Consider the following 18,454-nt stretch of genomic DNA (forward strand, 5'->3'; position numbering starts at 1 on the left):
ATAGAATAAGGATTATCAGGGTCACCAGTAAGAGTTACGGTAACATCTTTTGATTGATTATCAGCTAAGTGATATCCAGCAGGTAACACATCTTGAGTAATAGTAAAAGTTTGAGTATCCCCAACTTTACCAGGTTGAACATCAAGAGGAATGGTCGAACCTTCACTAGTAGCGACAGAAAGTGATTTACCATCCACAGGATCACCAACTAAAGTAACAGTAGATGTTGATGTATTAGGAGTAGTTGTGTCTGCTGTAAAATTGACGTTAACAGTAGTACCACTTGCAATATGATAACCTTTCGGAAGACCAATAACACCCGTGATATCTGATACATCTACATCAGAACTTTGACCTACAAAATGTCCAGTACCTGAGATAGGAATTGTAACTGTTCCACCTTTATCTGTGCTTACGGTTACACTTCCATCAGATGCCTCTGCTGAGCTGTACGTAGCTGCAGGACTAGCTGTTGCTTGAGTTTGTTCAAGAAATACAGTTGGGTCATTTGTCAAGGTATATGTAATACCATTGACCGTTATTGTGGCGGGTGCCTCTGCATCTACAGTTGTATTAAATGTACCGCTTATGTTATTTACAATATCACTTCCGTCATCTCCATTAAGTGTGGTGTGGATAGTGACCATATTGGCAACAGTATCACCTGCTTTTGCAGCACCACTGGCAACATAAAGAAGACTGGTAGCAGTACCATTAATAGGACCATTACCGTTGTAAAGATATGCGATACCATCTGTAAGTTGACCAGATGTATAAGTTGGGATACCTGAGAAACTTTTACCAGTATCTGCATTTGTCCATGTAGTTCCTGAATTAGACGTTAATGCAGTATTAGCATCAAATATCAGTGAATGGCTTAGCTTTATTTCTTTAAGATCTGTACCATCAAACATTCCTTCACCCTTTGTTGAGTCACCGGTGTTAGTTCCTACGCCCCAATTCCAAGTTGTTATATATATGCTTGTAAGGCTTATATCATTTTTGAACATGCCCTGTAAATCTCCGGGATTTCTAGTGTCTCCAAACCAAGCATTAGTACCAGAGATATTTGCCGTTGTTCCAAGTATATCAGTTAATTTCTCGTCGTTAGCAAATGCATAACTTGCATTCCTTATGTTTTTAAAAGTTTCATCTCCAAATTGAATTTTCTCAAGAGAATGGTCGTTTTCGAACATATGGCTCAAATTAGTTACGTTACGTAAATACCAAGATGACAAATCCAGATATGTCAATTTTTCATCATTTTTGAACATGCCTTCTGTATTTCCTGTATTGTTAGGAATTTCATTGTCAACATTACCAGTGGTTATTTTATCAAGTCCGTTAACTTTGGTTAGGTTTGTCATGTTAGCAAATAGATATGATGAGTCTGTAGGTGCAACCATTGGCGTTTCAACATTAATCTGAGTGATATTTGCTGTATTACCACCCCAGCGTTCGTGGTCTACTCCTGTACCATTATCTAAAACTTTATTACCATAGGTATTTCCAATATTTAATGTTTTTGTGTTAACACCATCGTTGTTAGCAACAACATGCCAACCATTACCTGTGTCAGTAGTAGGAACAACAGTATCTTCAGCAACAGCTTTAGTTGCGTCAGCATCTGTAGCAGTACCATCTACAGGAGTTGTACCATCAGCTGTGGCGCCATCTGTAGGAGTATCAGCACCAGCAAGAGTTCCAGCAGCAGGAGCGGCTGCAACTTTCATCAATGAACTAGCTAATAAAGCTTTAGAACTAGTACCTTTAGCTGGTTCCAATGCAGCTGTATCAAGTGTTTCTGTAGTTGAACCAGTTGTGGCGTCAGCAGCAGTTGCGGCAGTTTTATCTGCATCACTACTTGTAGCAGTGGCTTCAGTCCCAGTTTTAACTGTTGTATCAACAGGATCAGTTGTTGGTGCAGGTGTTGTATCTTTGTCACCAGTATTTGGTGTATCTTGAGTTTTATCTAGAGGTGCGGCATCTGAATCAGATTTTTTAACTGTAGCAGGATCCTCCGTACCGGAAGTGGTACCACTTTGTACCATTGTTAATGGAGCTTGTGTATCCGCAGTAACATCAGCCTTTGCGATGTTAGTTGGTGCTCCAAGCAGGAACAATCCTCCAGCTAGTGATAGGCTGCTAATAACAACCCAATTCTTTTTAGATTTGACTAATTTTTTTCTCATGACAGTATTTGGGTCACGATTTAATTGTTGAAATCTCATAATTTTGCCCTCTATCCTCTAAATTGTTAGAAAAAACCTAACATTACAGTTAAAAAGTATAGTTATTATATATTTATATATATTTCATTTACGGTAAGAATTATTTAATAAAAATGGAAATGCGTCTAGTCTTTCATGACTTATTAATTAGAGGATCTATTAAATGTAACCGCTAGCGAATGATTGAAAAAGCCTTTTTATAAGGGTTTTTCCAGCTTTCTAAGACCGAAAAATTCAAATATGATTTTTTATAATTTGAACTTGTATATATACGTTATTATGTATACGGCGTAATATTGGCATTTTGCCACATTTTAGGTATTTTTAAGATTGATTGTATTTTATTATTTGAGTAACTTTTACTTTATTGGGGATGGCCAACTTTTCAGTTCCTAAGAATGATCATTTGGCGACTGAATGAGATTAAACCAAGAACGGCTAATATTCAGCACATTACTTCATAAATATAATAATAATTATAATAAAAAAGCCACTAGAAAATTGCTTTCTAGTGGCTTAAGTACTATTTAACTGATGTGGCAAAATATGGTTCATAGTCTGCATTTTCGAATACGGTATTGTGCGTAATGCTGAATGCATCCGCAGGCAACCATCTGTTTTTATCTACTTCAAAGAAATATTTACCTTGATTATTCTTAACGGCTTTGTAGATAGTAAAGTTTGATCCGGCACCGAACGGATTTTTAACATATGTATTAGTACTATTATCATAAAAATCACGTAGGGCAGTGGTTTGAGCTTGGAATGTTCCGCCCCAGTTAGTTGCATTGTTGTTTTCTCTATCAACATCTTGTTGATTTACGGTGTGTCCGTTTGCATCTGTAACTGCCATGGAATCTTCAGAGATCCATTGGTTTGGAGCAACACGATAATACGTTTGACCATTCATCGTTTTCTTTCCATTTAACTTCCAAGATGTAAAATGGCCGAATGCATTAGGTGTTATTTGACCATTGTCGGTATAAGACATGGAACCAGCATGGAATATTGTTCCTATGTATCCAGGAGTTGCGGTGATTCCGTTGTTATTTTGCGCAGTTCCATTGATCAAAGTCCCAGCAGCATTGTAAATGTCAGCGTTTTGACCAGCAATCCATTCTCCAGTTGCTATACGATAATAGGGAAGACCACCATTGTATTTCATGGCATCGACTTTCCATGCTGTACCGTGGCCGAATGAATATTGTGTTTCACTACCGAAGTCATTGAAGACTACGGCTCCACCTTGACGGATAACAGCTTTATATCCAGGAGTTTTTTGAATTCCCTTCATATAGCTAGGTGTTTCGTTAGCAGATTTGATCTCGATTGAATCTGCACTGATCCATTCATTGGTTGCCACACGATAATAATGTTTGCCATTCATTACCTTAGTAGCACCAAGCTTCCATGAAGTGAAGTTACCAAGAGTTCTGTTAGCGATGATATTACCATTATCGTTAACTAGTGTACCCATGCCGCGTTTAACGGTCCCAATTTTTCCTGAATTAGAGTCGACGCTATATCCTGTGTTATTAGCTTGTTTGATTTCAACAGAATTAGCATTGATCCATTCGTTAGTGGCTACTTTGTAATAGTTAACACCGTTAATAGTCTTCATGGTACCCAGTTGCCATGAAGTGAAGTTGCCAAGACTTCTGTTGGCAATAACTTTCCCATTGCCATCAACTAATGTACCGCCGTTGCGTCTGACAATTCCGATTTTGGCGGAATCAGCGTGCACATCTAGAATTGAGTTAGTAATCATCATTGGAGCAAGCAGAACCGCTACAGTTGTACCGATTAATAGTTTGTTCTTTCTCATAATATAAACCTCCCATATATGGTATCTACATCATAGTATGCAAAATTTAGTTATACATTAATCTAGATTTATCTTACGCAATCCTTAAGTATTACAATTATAGGAATATTTAGAGATTTATTATTTAAAATAACCAATGTGTTTGTAGTAAAAAAGCACATGTAATTTGATCTACATATGCTTATATGTTTGAAGTCTTAATATATACCTGATAGAATGTGAGTGTAATAAAAAAGACGGCAAACCCCTACAATGGGTTATACCGCCAGCAACACCGCTGGAGCGGTGGCAAATACTTATACTAAAGAATAAGTCGAGACTTGCCTAGTCGATTCGGCTTATTTTTTTAGTGTCCTTAATAATAGCTTGTATGCTAAAACCAACCGAACGATACTGATTAACACAAAAGAGCTGTATCGCATCTGATTTATCAAATGCAATACAGCTCTTTTGGTGTAATTGTAACCAGTATGAAACTATATTTTTACTAATGAACGAAACAAGTCGGAAGAACAGAGAACAATCACCAGCTATGAAAGTGGAGTTACGGCTTTAGCCGTTACACCACCGAACAAGTTTGAAGATTTGCGAAGCAAAGCTTCAAACCGAGAACCGGGACCGTACCTAAGGCTCGGTTCGTTTCGCATAGCAGGTGATTGTTCTCTGTTCTGTAGACGAAAATCCTATTCAATAATTTCCTCAGGAATATCAACATTCCCATCTTTCATCTTACTCAACTTGTTCCATTCAACTCTCCAAGTACTTACAAGAACAAGAACTGAACCGATCCAAGCAAGGGGACTTGCCATAGCAGCGCCATAGAATCCAAAGAAGCGAATCATAACAACACTGGCAAAGACTCTCATGAGAAGTTCGGCAACTCCAGCAATCGTGGGAGCTTTTTGATTACCCAATCCTTGCAATGTATATCTAACGATAAACAATATCGATAACATGAAGTACATTGATCCGTTGAAGTAATAGTAGATTTGAATCAAGTTCAAGACATGTGTTTCACTGCCGTTCATGAATAGATGTGAAATATTTCGACCAAACATGATCAGGATCAAACCAATAGTAATGCTTGAACCAACTGACATGGCGATACCTTTTTTAACACCTTCGAGGATACGTGAGTATTTCTTGGCACCCAAGTTCTGTGCAGTGTAATTAACAAGTGAAATACCGAAGCTCCAAGCTGGAAGGGTGGCAATCTGTTCAACTCTTCCGGCAACCGTGTAAGCAGCAACGGCATCGGCACCTAAGGTATTAAGCATGAATTGCAGAATGATTGAGCCAATGGCAATAATTGATGATTGGAATCCCATTGGCAAACTTACCTTGAGTAATTCTTTGATTTCTTCCATATCTATTTTGAAGTCTGATTTACTAAGAATCAGATATGGTATTTTTCTTCTAATATAGAAATACAAGATAACCATTGAAATCGCTTGCGCAACAACTGTAGCTAATCCCGCACCAGCAACTCCCATGTGGAGGTAGAGGATGAAGACTAGCTCTAATAGAATATTCAGAACTGTACTGACGATCAAGAAGAACAATGGAACACGTGAATCTCCCAAGGCCCGCATTGTATTACCTAAGAAGTCAAATCCGACGAAGGCAAAGATACCAGCGAAGATTATTTCTAGGAAAACAAATGCATCATGTATCAATATTGCCGGTGTCTGCATTGCCTTTAGCAATGGGTATGCGACTAATAGGGCAAGTATTGTAAAGATTACAGTGATGAATAATGAAATTATAATACCTGATGCAAAGCTTTTAGTGACGCCACGTTCGTCTCCAGCGCCATGTTTTCGCGCGGTCAAGATAGTTAGACCACTAGTCATACCTTGAGCAAATCCGATAACTAATCCAGTCAGTCCACCAGTGGCTCCGACACTAGCTAGGGCATTAACGCTGATAGTACGGCCGACAATCAAAGTATCAATGAAACTATAGAACTGTTGAAAAAAGTTCCCCATCAACAATGGAATCGTATATAAAAAGATAACCTTCAAAGGCTTCCCATTTGTTAAATCGATCAATAAAAAATCCCCCCTCCAAACGTAATCACGATTATTCTATCATGATACATTTTGAGAGAGGAGTAAATAGAATTATTTTAATAATCTAACATTTTTTCTTTGTGTGCATCTAACTTAATTTTATCGCCCTTAAAAACGACCACAATGTCTTTATCAGGAATAACTCTAACCTGATCGTGACTAACTGTGAAGTAGAAGTGGATATCTTTGAATATCATATTGAACTTGATACTCTGCCATGCATCGGGTAAATTAGGGTTGATTTCTAGTTCTGGACCACGATAATCGATTCCGGCAAAGAAGCTAGTTACGACATTAAGTGTTGCACCCATAACACCGAGATGAATACCTTCAGCGGTGGTTCCACCTTGGATGTCTGAGTAGTCAGAAGTTAATGCTTGGTAGAATAATTTCCAAGCCAAATCTTTATTTCCAACTTTTAGTAGGAGCATTGAGTAAACGATTCTTGAAAGTGTTGAACCATGTGTTGTTCGACTCAAATAGTATTCAATATTCTTTTTTATGAATTCATTTTTATCTTTAATTTCGTATCCAAGGTCATTTAACTGATGGAAGAAAGTTGGAACTCTTAATATATAGAGAGCCATCAATGCATCAGCTTGTTTGGCTACTTGATAGTCGTCGGGATTGTCACCTTCGGCTTTGAGGATACGGTCCATTCTGGATATATCGCCATATTGACGCCGATAATAGTCGAAATCAATGGGTTTTAGATCGAAATAACCGTCGAATTGGGCAAGGATTTCATCTTGATTGAATTCAAGTTCGAGATTATGTCTGATTTTCTTAGTTAATTCGAGGTCTTTATCCGAGAAATCAGCACGCTTGTAATTATCATCCAATACGTCTTGTGGCTCATGACTTGATAGGTAATCAACCTTCTTGAATACCCAGCTGGTCATGATATTTGTATAAGCATTATTCTTTAAGCCACTTGTTTCTTTGTCAGGATATCCTTCGTGGAATTCATCTGGTCCCATGACGTTTTCAATGGTGTATTTACCGGTTTTCTCATCGTATTCAGACATGCTTATCCACATTTTGGTAATATTCAGTAACATTTCCAAACCATACTTCTGCATGAATTCTTCATCATTGGTCATGCTGTAGTAGTTCCAGATATTGTAGGCAATGGCAAGTGAGACGTGTCTTTGTTTACGTGAATTGTCAGGATCCCATTGATTGGTGATTGGGTTCAAGTGAGTTATCTGTGATTGTTCATCACCATACATCCCTGATTGCCAAGGGTACATTGCACCTTCAAGACCATTCTCTTTTGCATATTTTTTAGCAGAATCTAGTCGATTGTAACGGTACATCAATAATGACTTAGTCAGGTCAGGGTAGTGCAGATTGTAATATGGAAGGATGAATAATTCATCCCAGAAGACGTGTCCACGATAAGCCTCACCGTGTAATCCACGAGCCCCAACTGAAACATCAAGATCTTTATTGACGTTTTGTTGAGCTGAAACAGTGGCGTGGAAGGCGTTCAAGTGAAGCAATTTTTGTGAAGTAATATCTCCATCGATCTCAAGATATTCATTACTCCAGATTTCTTGCCAGCTTCCCATCGAGTTACTTACGGCATCAGCAAATGTCTTGTGATAGGCATGTGACTTAACTGCTTCAACCAAATCAGTCTTAGTTTCTAGCGATGTATAGATGCTGACAGTTTTTTCAAGTGTATAAGTATTTCCCTCAACAACTTCAAATTCGATTGATTGGGATACTTTATCATGAGCTTTGTTGGTATGAATATTTAATTCACTGAGATTAGGAGAGTCGATTTTTGAACCAACGGCGATATTGATATCTGAATTACGAGTGTGAGCTAAAAGTATGGCGATATTACCTTCATCTAATGTTTTGTCAGTGATCAAATGGTGATTGTTCAAGTTGCTATAACGTTTAACGTTGGCATTAACTACTTGTCCATCTATTTCTGTGTAAATTTTCATTTTGCCAGAGAAGTTCAATGGTTGAACGGTGTATTGCAATGAATAACTGTGGTAATTCTTCATGTCGGCAACTTTGCGGCTGATTACCTTGAGACGCTTACCATTCTTTAGGCGAATGAACATAGTTGTCGTCAGCAATCCAGATCTCATGTCTAGTGAACGGAAGACATTTTCTAGTTCTTCTTCGTTGAGCTTGAATGGTTCGGTATCGTCGATACTGAAGGTAATGTACTGTGCGTTTGGCAAGTTAACCAGATCTTCATTGACGATATCCTTATTGTTGATACTAGTTGTCAATTGGTTGAACACGCCAGCTACATATGTTCCTGGGTAATTGTTCTCATCGGCCTTGGATTCTACATAGGCTCCACGCAGTCCAAAATAACCGTTTCCTAGTGTCTGCATAGATTCTTGGGAATACTGATTTTTACCAGATTCGATACCATAGTAGTCAAGATGCCATCCAGCATATTCTGTTTCGATGGAAGCTGCTTGTTTCAAGCCTAATTTAGCAACTTGGTGGATACCAACTGTAGGGATGTGAAATAGGTTCTCCATATATAGTCCAATATCGATTGGTTGATCAAGACAACTGACAATCGTGTCTTTTAGTTCAACATCAATTGGATTCAAAATTACAATTACATCAAAATATTCGGGAAGCTTTGACTTGAAGTTGACAAAGTTTTCGGTCAATTTCAATCTGGGATTAATATTATAAGTCTGCTGCACTGTAGCTGTGGTGTTCTGATCCTCATATGAATAGGTAATATGCTTATCAGTAACGGTTAAATATAGTGGCGTCATGATAACCCTCCGATACATTTATTTATGTTTAAAGAAGATGTTTAAACATATACGTTCTTATTTACATTATATGCTTATTTGTTTAAACAAATATAACTGTTTTCATAAAAATAATTATTCAAAGTTGATGTTTAAACAGATTTATAATGTAGTATCTTATGACTGTAAGCGATGACAGAAGACGATTATCCTTTCTTGATTACAAATCATCTTCTGCCATTTTTAAAATATGTGTTAGGAGGGTATCCGACTATGAAGAACATTGTGAATATGCTAGCTCCAGTCAGCGGGGATTCCGTGAAAATATCATCTGTTCATGACCCGATGTTCTCAGAAAAGGCAATGGGCGAAGGCTATGGCGTTATACCTAGTGACAGCAGCATTGTTGCTCCTGTTTCTGGTAAGGTAGTCTTGGTTGCAAGTACCAAACATGCCATTGGACTTGATACTGATGATGGATTAGAAGTATTGATCCACATGGGTGTTGATACGGTTGAATTGAACGGGGAGCCATTTGACGTTTATGTTAAAGAAGGCGATACCGTTAAAGCCGGTCAACAGATTGCGACTATGGATGTTGCAAAAATTAAGGACGCTGGCAAGGTAACGGATGTTATTGTTGCTATAACTAATACCGCTATGGTCTTGAAAGAAATCAAAGTCCACGAAGGTAATGTAGAAGCAGGAGATCCAGTGGCAACAGCTAGTCTGTTTGCTAAGGGAGAGAAAGAACCAGCAAAGACTAAGAACAAAGTTGACTTCGATGCATTAGCAAAGGATATCGTTAAGAATGTTGGTGGAGTGGAAAACGTTGATAATGTTATTCACTGTATAACACGTGTACGTTTTTATTTGAAGGACGAAAGCAAAGCTAACGACGATGTTATTAAGAATTTGAACGGTGTCTTAGATGTAGCTAAGGCTGGTGGACAATATCAAGTTGTTATTGGACCAGCAGTTGAAGATGTCTTCGATGCAGTCGTTGATCACTTAGGACCAACATTTGGTGCTAACAATAATGAGACCAGAGCACAAAAAGAGCCAGCACCAAAAGGTATCTGGCCTAAGACAAAATATTATTTCAGTTCATTGATCGGTGTTATTACTGCCAGTATGATGCCTATCATTGGATTACTAGCTGCCGCAGGTATCTTAAAGGGATTATTATCCTTGATCGTATCCGCAAAATGGCTATCAGATACAAGTGCTACATATATGATTATTAATGCTATGGGTGATTCAGTATTCTATTTCCTTCCTATACTAGTTGGGTTCACTGCTGCTAAGAGATTAGGATCCAATCAGATTATTGTTGGAGTAATTGGTGGTGTACTGGCATATCCAACTTTGGTACAACTTGCATCAAAGACTAGTTCAGTTCAAATGAATATGAATGCCGACTTCTTCGGTTTGCCAATTCATGTTGCAAATTATACATATTCAATTTTCCCAATGATTGCTGCCGCTTGGTTGGCATCGATCGTCGAACCATGGCTGAAAAAACATATTCCAGCTACAGTTAGAATGATTGTTAGTCCATTAGTAGAAGTATTCGTAGTAAGTGCCATTATCTTGGTAATCGTTGGACCAGTTATCACATTATTGAGTTCATATCTTGCTATGGGTATCGTTGCATTGCTCAAGTTCAGTCCAGCATTGTCTGGCTTGATCATTGGTGGATTCTATCAATGCTTGGTTATCTTCGGACTTCACTGGGCAGTTATTCCGGTTGTTGCCAACCAGATTGCTACAACTGGACACAGTGCTTTGAATGCCATTGTTTCAGCAACAATGGTCGCACAAGGTGCCGCAGTTATGGCAGTATTCTTTAAGACAAAGAAGAATATTGGAATGAAACAAATCGCTGGTGCTGCAACAATTTCAGCATTCTCTGGAATTACAGAACCTGCAATGTATGGTATTAATTTGAAATACGGAAGAATCTTCTGGACTGCCAATATCGGTGGCGCTGTCGGAGGATTACTTACAGGATTGTTCCATGTTGATATGTGGGGCTTCGCCGGATCATTGATCGGATTTGCATCATTCATCAATCCAAAAGGTATTGATAGTAGCTTCACAGGTTACTTGATTGCATCTGCCGCCGCGATCGTCGTATCGTTCACATGTACATACTTGTTCGGATTCAAGGAACAAGACTTAGAAGAGAACGTTCACGAAGTCGGTAAGGTAAGACTTGGTAGCCGTGAACCAGCTGTTAATAAAGGTTAATTTGATAAATTAAAAAGATTATGGTCACCTGTTTGGTGGTCATAATCTTTTTTGCGTTGATATAGAGTTATATATTATTCTTGTCATTAATTGTTTATCATCGTTTATTGATGCTTTCATGTATTCAGTATACATTGCAGAATCCTTGTCAATTAAAAGATTTTTTCCTTTTTGTCTTGCCAAAAGTTTTATGAATATTCTCTGAGTCCTGCCGTTTCCTTCTCTAAAAGGATGGAATTGATTTAAGTCTAGCAATAACTGGCCTAAATCCGTAGCTAAAGCAAAATCTGATTTGTAGGACATTTCATTTATGTGTTCTATTTGATTGTTCAAATCCATAATGGCAAGATTAAAACGATTTCTAGGAAAAAATTCGGTTTTATCTTTGTGGAAATTACCATCCCTGAATTTACCAGCCCAATCATATAAATCAGAGAATAAGTAGTAGTTTGTTTGTCTTAAGTTATCAATGTTTTTTGCTGAGAATTTATCTATAGATAAGTATTTTATTTGAACGATCTCGTTTTCAGCTTGCATAAGCCGCTTTGAATTTTTAATACCAAGTTTATTCTTTAATGTTCCATTACTTTGAAGTGTTTCCTCAATCCAATTCATTAATCTTCACGATATTTTTCTATGATATTTGATAGAACTTTTTCTTCATTCTTATGTTCTTCCAAAATCATATAAGAGTTTACAACATTTTCTTTTGTAGGTGAGAAACCTTCATAAATATTGTTAAGAATGCTATCACGAGTTTTCCAATAATTGTCATCGCTACTAAACTTAATTCCCATTATACTTTTATCTGATAAATCACAGGAGTTTAAAAATTTAATTTCTTCTTCTTCAGGTGTTAATTTTTCATTGGTAAGTAATTCTGCAATTTTTTCAATAGAGATATTAGTTACATTCAAAATCTTAGAGACTACACCAAATGATGTTTTACTGACAGGTCTATTAAGAGCATCACGTATTGTATTTCTGTTTAAATGTGAGGCATCTGCTAATTCACTTATCTTGGGTTTAACTCCATTTTTGTAATAAATTATTTCATTCAATGATGGATCTAATTGTACTTTGTCTTTATGATATGTTTGCATTCCAAACACCTCCGTATACAGTATCTCATTTTGTATATATAGCGTCAAAAAATAACGTTATAGCGTCGCTTCTAAAATAAATTAAAAATGATATTCTGGTAATAAGTTAATAATATTGGAGTGAACTTAATTGAACGAGCCTATCGAAACAATAGAGGACCAGACATTAAATATGAACCAGATTGAGGATGGGTATTACTACAAGCATTGTCATTTTGAATCCATCAGTGACTCGATAAACTTTTCAGATATAACATTTGATCACTGTGATTTTGAACAAACAGATTTTAGTCGTGTTAGTTTTACGAATATTCAATGGAATCACAGCCAATTAGCCGGAAGTGATTTCAGCAGAAGTAATTGGTACAACTGCAAAGTTCGCAGTATGCAATTGTCAGGTACTGATTTTAATAATTGCTATTTGAATAATACCGAATTTCGAGATTGCAAATTAGCATATGCTAACTTCTCCGATAGCAGGTTTGAGAAGATTGATTACGTTGATTGTGATCTGACTGGTGGATTCTTCCAAGCTTTGAAGGTTAAGAAGACCGTTAAGTTCCCTGGATGTAGATTGACTGACGCCGATTTTGGCGAGACTAAGTTGAAGGGATTCGAATTCCAGAATTCTGAATTCGACAATATAACGATCAGTCCAGAATTATCACGTGGATTAATTGTTAATCAGTATCAGGCAGCAATTCTGATTGGTATATTTGGAATTAAAGTTGAGTGATTTAATTATGGTAGCAAAAGAGCCAATGAACATTTTTGTTCATTGGCTCTTTGTGTAGATAAATATATTTCATCAATTCAATTTGTTTCTAGTACGATCAATTGTTTTACGTATTTCTTTGAAGATATCGTCGGTTTCTTTACCATCTTTGACAGCTGTTAGAACAAACAGGGTATCAAGCAATGAAATTTGTGCAATGATTGCATGCAATGCTTCATTTTGATAATTAGTTTCTTCTGAAACAGACAATAATGCTACATCAACGATTTTTGTTAGTGAAGAATTGCCATAGCTGGTTATACCGATAGTTTTAATATTATTTTTTTGCAGTTTTTCGGCAATTGCTAACACATCCTTATTTTCTCCACTGTGTGAGATAAGGATAGCACAAGCGTTATTTGATTCGAGAGTTGTAGCCATCATTAATTGCATGTGATAATCACTAGCAAAGAGTGGAGTCTTATCTGAGCGTAGGAATTTGTGATAGCCATCTTGAGCGACAACTGACGATGCACCGAGGCCAAATAGTGCGACTATTTTACTATGATTGATAATATCAACGGCTTCGTTTAGTTGCTTTTCGGTGATTATTTTTAAAGTAGAATTCAAGGTCGAAATATTGGCAGAAAATATTTTTTTGGTTACATCGAGATTGGAGTCATTAGCATTGATCTCCCTGAATGGTGTGTTTGAAGTTTGATTGCTAGTCAGTAAGCTTAATTTCAATTGTTGAAAGCTGGTAAATCCAAGGCTTTTGGCAAAACGTGAAATCGTTGATATGGATGAACCAGTTTGCCTAGCCAAATCATTGATGGTTAAATTTGAATCTATTTCAGGATTGCTCAATAAATAATCAGCGATATTTTTCGCTGAACTACTTAAATGATCATAATATGATTGCAGTAAAATCGTAATATTTTGTGCCATAGTTATACCTCTTATAACTGTTATAGTAGCATAACTTTTAATTTATGAAAATATTTTTCGCATTTATAGTTGCAATATGAAAATGTTTTTCGTAAACTATGATTATGAAAACGTTTTAGGAGATGCATAACATGAAATTAGCAATGATTGGGTTAGGCAAAATGGGAATTAACCTTACGGAGAATTTGATTCGTAATGGTAATGAAGTAATGGCATTTGATCTGAATGAAGATGCTAAAGAGTCGGCACATAATCTTGGTGCAGAAGTAATGAATGATTTGAGTGATGTTAAAAACATGGCAGCACCACGAATTGTCTGGGTAATGTTGCCTGCGGGTAAACCAACAAATATAACTATTGATAATTTAAGTAGTATTCTTGATAAAAATGATATTGTAATAGATGGTGGAAATTCATTCTATGAAGATTCACTTAAACATAATGAAATTTTAAAGAAATATGGAATTAAGTTCTTTGATGTTGGAACTTCTGGTGGCATGAGTGGTGCTAATCGTGATGGTAACTTCATGATTGGTGGCGATGATAAAGAAGCCTTCAAGATTATTGAACCAATCTTTGAAGATATAGCTATGAAAGACGGTTATTTGTATACAGGTAAGGCTGGAAGTGGTCACTATTTGAAGATGGTTCATAACGGAATTGAATACGGAATGATGCAGGCAATTGCTGAAGGATATGACGTTCTGGAACATAGTCCATTTGATTATGATAATGAAGCAGTTGCCAAAGTATGGTCTAACGGATCAGTTATTCGTGGATGGCTAATGGAATTGATGCAGTCGGCGTTCTCAAAAGATCCAAATTTGGATGAAATAAAGGGTGTTATGCATTCATCTGGAGAAGGCAAGTGGACACTTGAAGAAGCATTGAAGCTGCAAGTACCAACACCAGTTATTGCCGCATCACTAATGATGCGTTACAGATCACTAGAAAGTGATACATTTAGTGGAAAAGTTGTTGCATCATTACGTAATGAGTTTGGTGGACATGACGTGGATAAGAAATAGAGTGCGTCAAAAGACGGGAACACTTGAGCATTACCTAGGCTAATGATTGTGCCAACGAAGTTGGTGCGATTATTAGGCGTAGTAAGCGGAAGTTGTTGTCCTTTGTAAACTCACATAAGTACAAAGTTAGTTTTTGAGGAGAAGTATTAATGGAATACATAATTGGAACAGATATCGGAACAACCAGTACAAAGTGTGTATTGTACGACACTAAGGGTAAGGTTATTGCATATGCCAATAAAGGATACCAATTGATTCAAACCACACCGGATATGGCAGAAGAAGATCCTGAAGATATCTTCGATGCTGTAATTGATGTGATGGGTCAAGTTATGCGCAAGGTAAAACCAGGTGAATTGAAAGGTGTATCGTTCTCATCAGCAATGCACAGTTTGATCCTAATGGACGAGAATGACGAACCATTAACTCGTGCAATTACTTGGGCAGACAATCGTGCCGCTAAATATAGTGAAGAATTGAAGAACAATGGCCTCGGTGCTGAGATTTATGCTAAGACTGGTACACCAATTCACCCTATGGCACCACTTTCAAAAATGTTGTGGTTAAAAAATGAACATCCTGATCTTTTCAATAAGGCTAAGAAGTTCATTGATTTGAAAACATACGTTTTCTTCAGATTATTTGGCGTTTACAAGATGGACTACTCAATTGCTTCAGCAACAGGAATGTTCAATATCTTCGATTTGAAATGGGAACCACAAGTTTTACAACTACTTAATATGGAGGAAACACGCCTGCCTGAGTTAGTAAATACCACAGATTCAATCACAGGAATCAATGATAATTATGGTCAGATTCTTAAGATTGAAAAAGATGTGCCTTTTATATTCGGTGCTAGTGATGGGGTCCTTTCAAATCTCGGAGTTAATGCAATTGATCCTGGTGTCGTAGCTGTAACTATTGGTACTAGCGGAGCGGTTCGTGTGGTTGTTGATAAGCCGGTCGTTGATCCCAATGGTAAGTTATTCTGTTATGCACTGACAACTGATAAGTGGGTAGTTGGTGGACCGGTGAACAATGGGGGAATCGTCTTCCGTTGGGTTCGTGATCAATTATTTGCTCCAGAGCGGATTACGGCGCAACAAATGCAAGTTTCGACCTATGATATTTTGACACAGATTGCTGAGAAGATTCCTGCGGGATCGGATGGATTGTTATTCCATCCATATCTCGGTGGAGAACGTGCCCCAATTTGGAATGCATATGCTCGTGGTTCATTCTTTGGATTAACTCGTCAACATACTAGAGCTCATATGGTTCGCGCAGCACTTGAAGGCATCGTCTACAATCTATACGTAGTCATGCTTACCATTGAAGGTGTTGCTGGTAAACCTAAGAGTATCCAGGCCACCGGAGGATTCGCCAGATCCTCATTGTGGCGTCAAATGTTAGCTGATATTTTTGAACAGGACGTTACCATACCTGAGAGTTTTGAAAGTTCTTGCTTAGGTGCCGCTGTTCTTGCTATGAAGAAGTTAGGATATATTGATGATCTATCTGAAGTAAAAGATATGATCGGCGTTACTGACGTCCATCATCCTAATGAAGATAATTTTGAAGTTTATCGTGAACTACTACCAATCTGGATAAGAATCTCCAGTGTACTTGAGCCTGAGTACAAAAGTATCGCTGAATTTCAAAAGAAACATAACCACCAGAAGTAGCTTTATCGACAACCTATGAGGAGGAGATCGGAATGGCTTTTTTAGTTTTGATTTTGGGGATTGCACTACTACTGTTTTTAATTATTAAATTAAAAATGAATACGTTTGTTTCATTGATTATTACTTCGATTGCAGTTGGAATTGGCTTGGGAATACCGTTGGACAAAATTGCCACAAGTGTTCAAGAAGGTATTGGTGGACAATTAGGTGAACTGTCAATTGTCTTCGGATTTGGAGCTATGCTTGGACGTCTGGTCGCTGATGCAGGTGGAGCTTATCGAATCGCCCATACTTTGATTGAGAAGTTTGGTAAGAAACGTCTACAGTTGGCTATTGTTCTGGCATCATTTATTATCGGGATTGCCTTGTTCTTTGAAGTTGGAATGGTATTGTTAGTTCCAATCGTCTTCGCAATTGCGACGGAAGCCGGAGTTTCAATTTTGTATTTGGGAATTCCGATGGGAGCTGCTTTGTCAGTTACCCACGGATTTTTGCCACCACATCCTGCACCAACCGCTATCAGTACAGTTTTGGGAGCAAATTCCGGACATGTATTAGTTTATGGAATACTTGTTGCCATTCCAGCAGTTATTATTGCTGGACCAGTATTTACTAAGTTTGCTCAGAAGTTTGTACCAGATGCCTTTGAACGAAAGGGTAATTTGTCGGCACTTGGACCACAGAAAAAATTCAAGTTAGAGGACACGCCAAGTTTTGGAGTCAGCGTAGTGACTTCATTGTTTCCAGTTATTCTGATGGCAATCACTACTATTTATCAATTGAGTTTTAACGGTGGGAGCTTACCTAAGAACCCTAATATGTTAGATTCAATTATTGCCTTCATTGGAACACCAGCAATCGCAATGACTATTTCATTATTAGTTGCCTTGTATACTATGGGGTGGGCACGAAGATTCGCTACTCCAGAAATCATGAAGAGTTTGGAAGAAGCTGTTAAATCAATTGCCATGTTATTGCTAGTGATTGGTGGCGGTGGCGCCTTCAAACAGGTTCTGATTGATGGTGGTGTCGGAGATGCAGTGATGAAACTGTTTGGTAATGCAAATATTTCACCACTGATCCTAGGCTGGCTGATTGCAGTCGTTCTACGGATTGCACTAGGTTCGGCAACGGTTGCATCTTTAACTGCCGCTGGTTTAGTGTTGCCACTGATGCAATCAGCAGGTGTCAACTCAGCATTGATGGTCCTTGCAATTGGGGCTGGTTCGTTGGCAGCGTCACATGTTAATGATGCTGGGTTCTGGATGTTCAGAGAGTACTTTGATCTGACTATTAAGGAAACACTTTATACGTGGACTGTTTTGGAAACATTGATTTCCATTGTTGGGTTATTATGCGTACTGTTGCTTAGTTTGTTTGTATAATATAGAAGAAAAAATCGTGCAGAAATTAATCTGCACGATTTTTTACATATTATTTTGTGAGCAATATAGATGTTTTTGATGTTATATATGTTATCATAAAGATATGAAAAATCCACAGTTCAGATACTATACGCGGCTTAATGGACACAATGAATTTGAAGAGTTTTATTTGTCATTACCTAAAAGTGACAGAAGGAAACTGTTGTCGACAATAAAAACAGTCGAAGATCAAGGAATACAAATAGCAAGTAAATTACAAATAACAAAGAAACTTGAAGATAATTTATATGAATTGAGATCAAAGATGAATAATAATATTCAGAGAGCAATTTATTTTCATGTTGTTGATAATAATTATGTTATAACTCATGGCTTTACAAAGAAAACTCAAAAAACCCCAAGGTCAGAAATAAATCATGCAAAGAGTATTAGAACTGAATTTGAATCGAGGGATGATTAATC

13 protein-coding genes are annotated in these 18,454 nt (G+C 37.4%); 6 read left to right on the forward strand and 7 right to left on the reverse strand.

The features are described 5' to 3' along the window. The 4 genes from EKM66_RS10985 to EKM66_RS11000 form a co-directional block, all read right to left on the reverse strand. The coding region (locus EKM66_RS10985; protein ID WP_125764571.1) for a BspA family leucine-rich repeat surface protein at positions 1–2,231 on the reverse strand (2,231 nt) is incomplete at its 3' end. Between the two features lie 523 nt (positions 2,232–2,754). Then, positions 2,755–4,056 (reverse strand): SLAP domain-containing protein, encoded by a 1,302-nt coding sequence (locus EKM66_RS10990; protein WP_125764573.1) that lies wholly within the window; start codon positions 4,054–4,056, stop codon positions 2,755–2,757. A gap of 683 nt (positions 4,057–4,739) precedes the next feature. Further along, positions 4,740–6,107 carry an MATE family efflux transporter gene (locus tag EKM66_RS10995; RefSeq protein ID WP_125764575.1) on the reverse strand — a complete coding sequence of 456 codons (1,368 nt, stop codon included), beginning with the start codon at positions 6,105–6,107 and terminating at the stop codon, positions 4,740–4,742. A gap of 77 nt (positions 6,108–6,184) precedes the next feature. Continuing rightward, the gene (locus tag EKM66_RS11000) at positions 6,185–8,896 is read right to left on the reverse strand and encodes a glycoside hydrolase family 65 protein (protein ID WP_125764577.1); all 2,712 of its coding nucleotides are present in this window, start codon (positions 8,894–8,896) and stop codon (positions 6,185–6,187) included. A 252-nt stretch (positions 8,897–9,148) separates the two neighbouring features. Here EKM66_RS11000 and EKM66_RS11005 point away from each other — a divergent pair, with 252 nt between their 5' ends. After that, the gene (locus EKM66_RS11005; protein WP_125764579.1) at positions 9,149–11,128 is read left to right on the forward strand and encodes a glucose PTS transporter subunit IIA; all 1,980 of its coding nucleotides are present in this window, start codon (positions 9,149–9,151) and stop codon (positions 11,126–11,128) included. 39 nt (positions 11,129–11,167) lie between these two features. Here EKM66_RS11005 and EKM66_RS11010 read toward each other — a convergent pair whose 3' ends face one another. Further along, positions 11,168–11,743: a Fic/DOC family protein gene (locus EKM66_RS11010; protein WP_125764581.1), complete on the reverse strand. Its 576-nt coding sequence runs from the start codon at positions 11,741–11,743 to the stop codon at positions 11,168–11,170. After that, positions 11,743–12,231: a winged helix-turn-helix domain-containing protein gene (locus EKM66_RS11015; RefSeq protein WP_125764583.1), complete on the reverse strand. Its 489-nt coding sequence runs from the start codon at positions 12,229–12,231 to the stop codon at positions 11,743–11,745. The genes EKM66_RS11010 and EKM66_RS11015 overlap by 1 nt, the downstream gene beginning before the upstream one ends. 130 nt (positions 12,232–12,361) lie before the next feature. On the opposite strand from EKM66_RS11015, the gene EKM66_RS11020 reads away from it, so the two are divergent. Then, positions 12,362–12,967: a pentapeptide repeat-containing protein gene (locus EKM66_RS11020; RefSeq protein WP_125764585.1), complete on the forward strand. Its 606-nt coding sequence runs from the start codon at positions 12,362–12,364 to the stop codon at positions 12,965–12,967. Between the two features lie 72 nt (positions 12,968–13,039). Here the strand turns inward: EKM66_RS11020 and EKM66_RS11025 are convergent, their stop codons facing one another. Continuing rightward, entirely contained in the window at positions 13,040–13,894 is an 855-nt protein-coding gene (locus tag EKM66_RS11025) for a MurR/RpiR family transcriptional regulator (RefSeq protein WP_125764587.1), read from the reverse strand. Positions 13,895–14,025: 131 nt separating this feature from the next. Here EKM66_RS11025 and gnd point away from each other — a divergent pair, with 131 nt between their 5' ends. The 4 genes from gnd (at position 14,026) to EKM66_RS11045 (ending at position 18,452) form a co-directional block, all read left to right on the forward strand. After that, positions 14,026–14,922 carry a phosphogluconate dehydrogenase (NAD(+)-dependent, decarboxylating) gene (gnd, locus tag EKM66_RS11030; RefSeq protein WP_125764589.1) on the forward strand — a complete coding sequence of 299 codons (897 nt, stop codon included), beginning with the start codon at positions 14,026–14,028 and terminating at the stop codon, positions 14,920–14,922. 149 nt (positions 14,923–15,071) lie between these two features. Continuing rightward, complete coding sequence (gene gntK, locus EKM66_RS11035) at positions 15,072–16,607, forward strand: gluconokinase (RefSeq protein WP_125764591.1); 1,536 nt, start codon at positions 15,072–15,074, stop codon at positions 16,605–16,607. Between the two features lie 32 nt (positions 16,608–16,639). Then, on the forward strand, positions 16,640–17,992 hold the full coding sequence (locus tag EKM66_RS11040) for a gluconate:H+ symporter (protein ID WP_125764593.1): 1,353 nt from the start codon (positions 16,640–16,642) through the stop codon (positions 17,990–17,992). A 103-nt stretch (positions 17,993–18,095) separates the two neighbouring features. Beyond that, positions 18,096–18,452 carry a type II toxin-antitoxin system RelE/ParE family toxin gene (locus EKM66_RS11045; RefSeq protein WP_125764595.1) on the forward strand — a complete coding sequence of 119 codons (357 nt, stop codon included), beginning with the start codon at positions 18,096–18,098 and terminating at the stop codon, positions 18,450–18,452. Positions 18,453–18,454: the final 2 nt, after the last annotated feature.

Source organism: Companilactobacillus hulinensis (assembly GCF_003946555.1).
Lineage (GTDB): Bacteria > Bacillota > Bacilli > Lactobacillales > Lactobacillaceae > Companilactobacillus > Companilactobacillus hulinensis.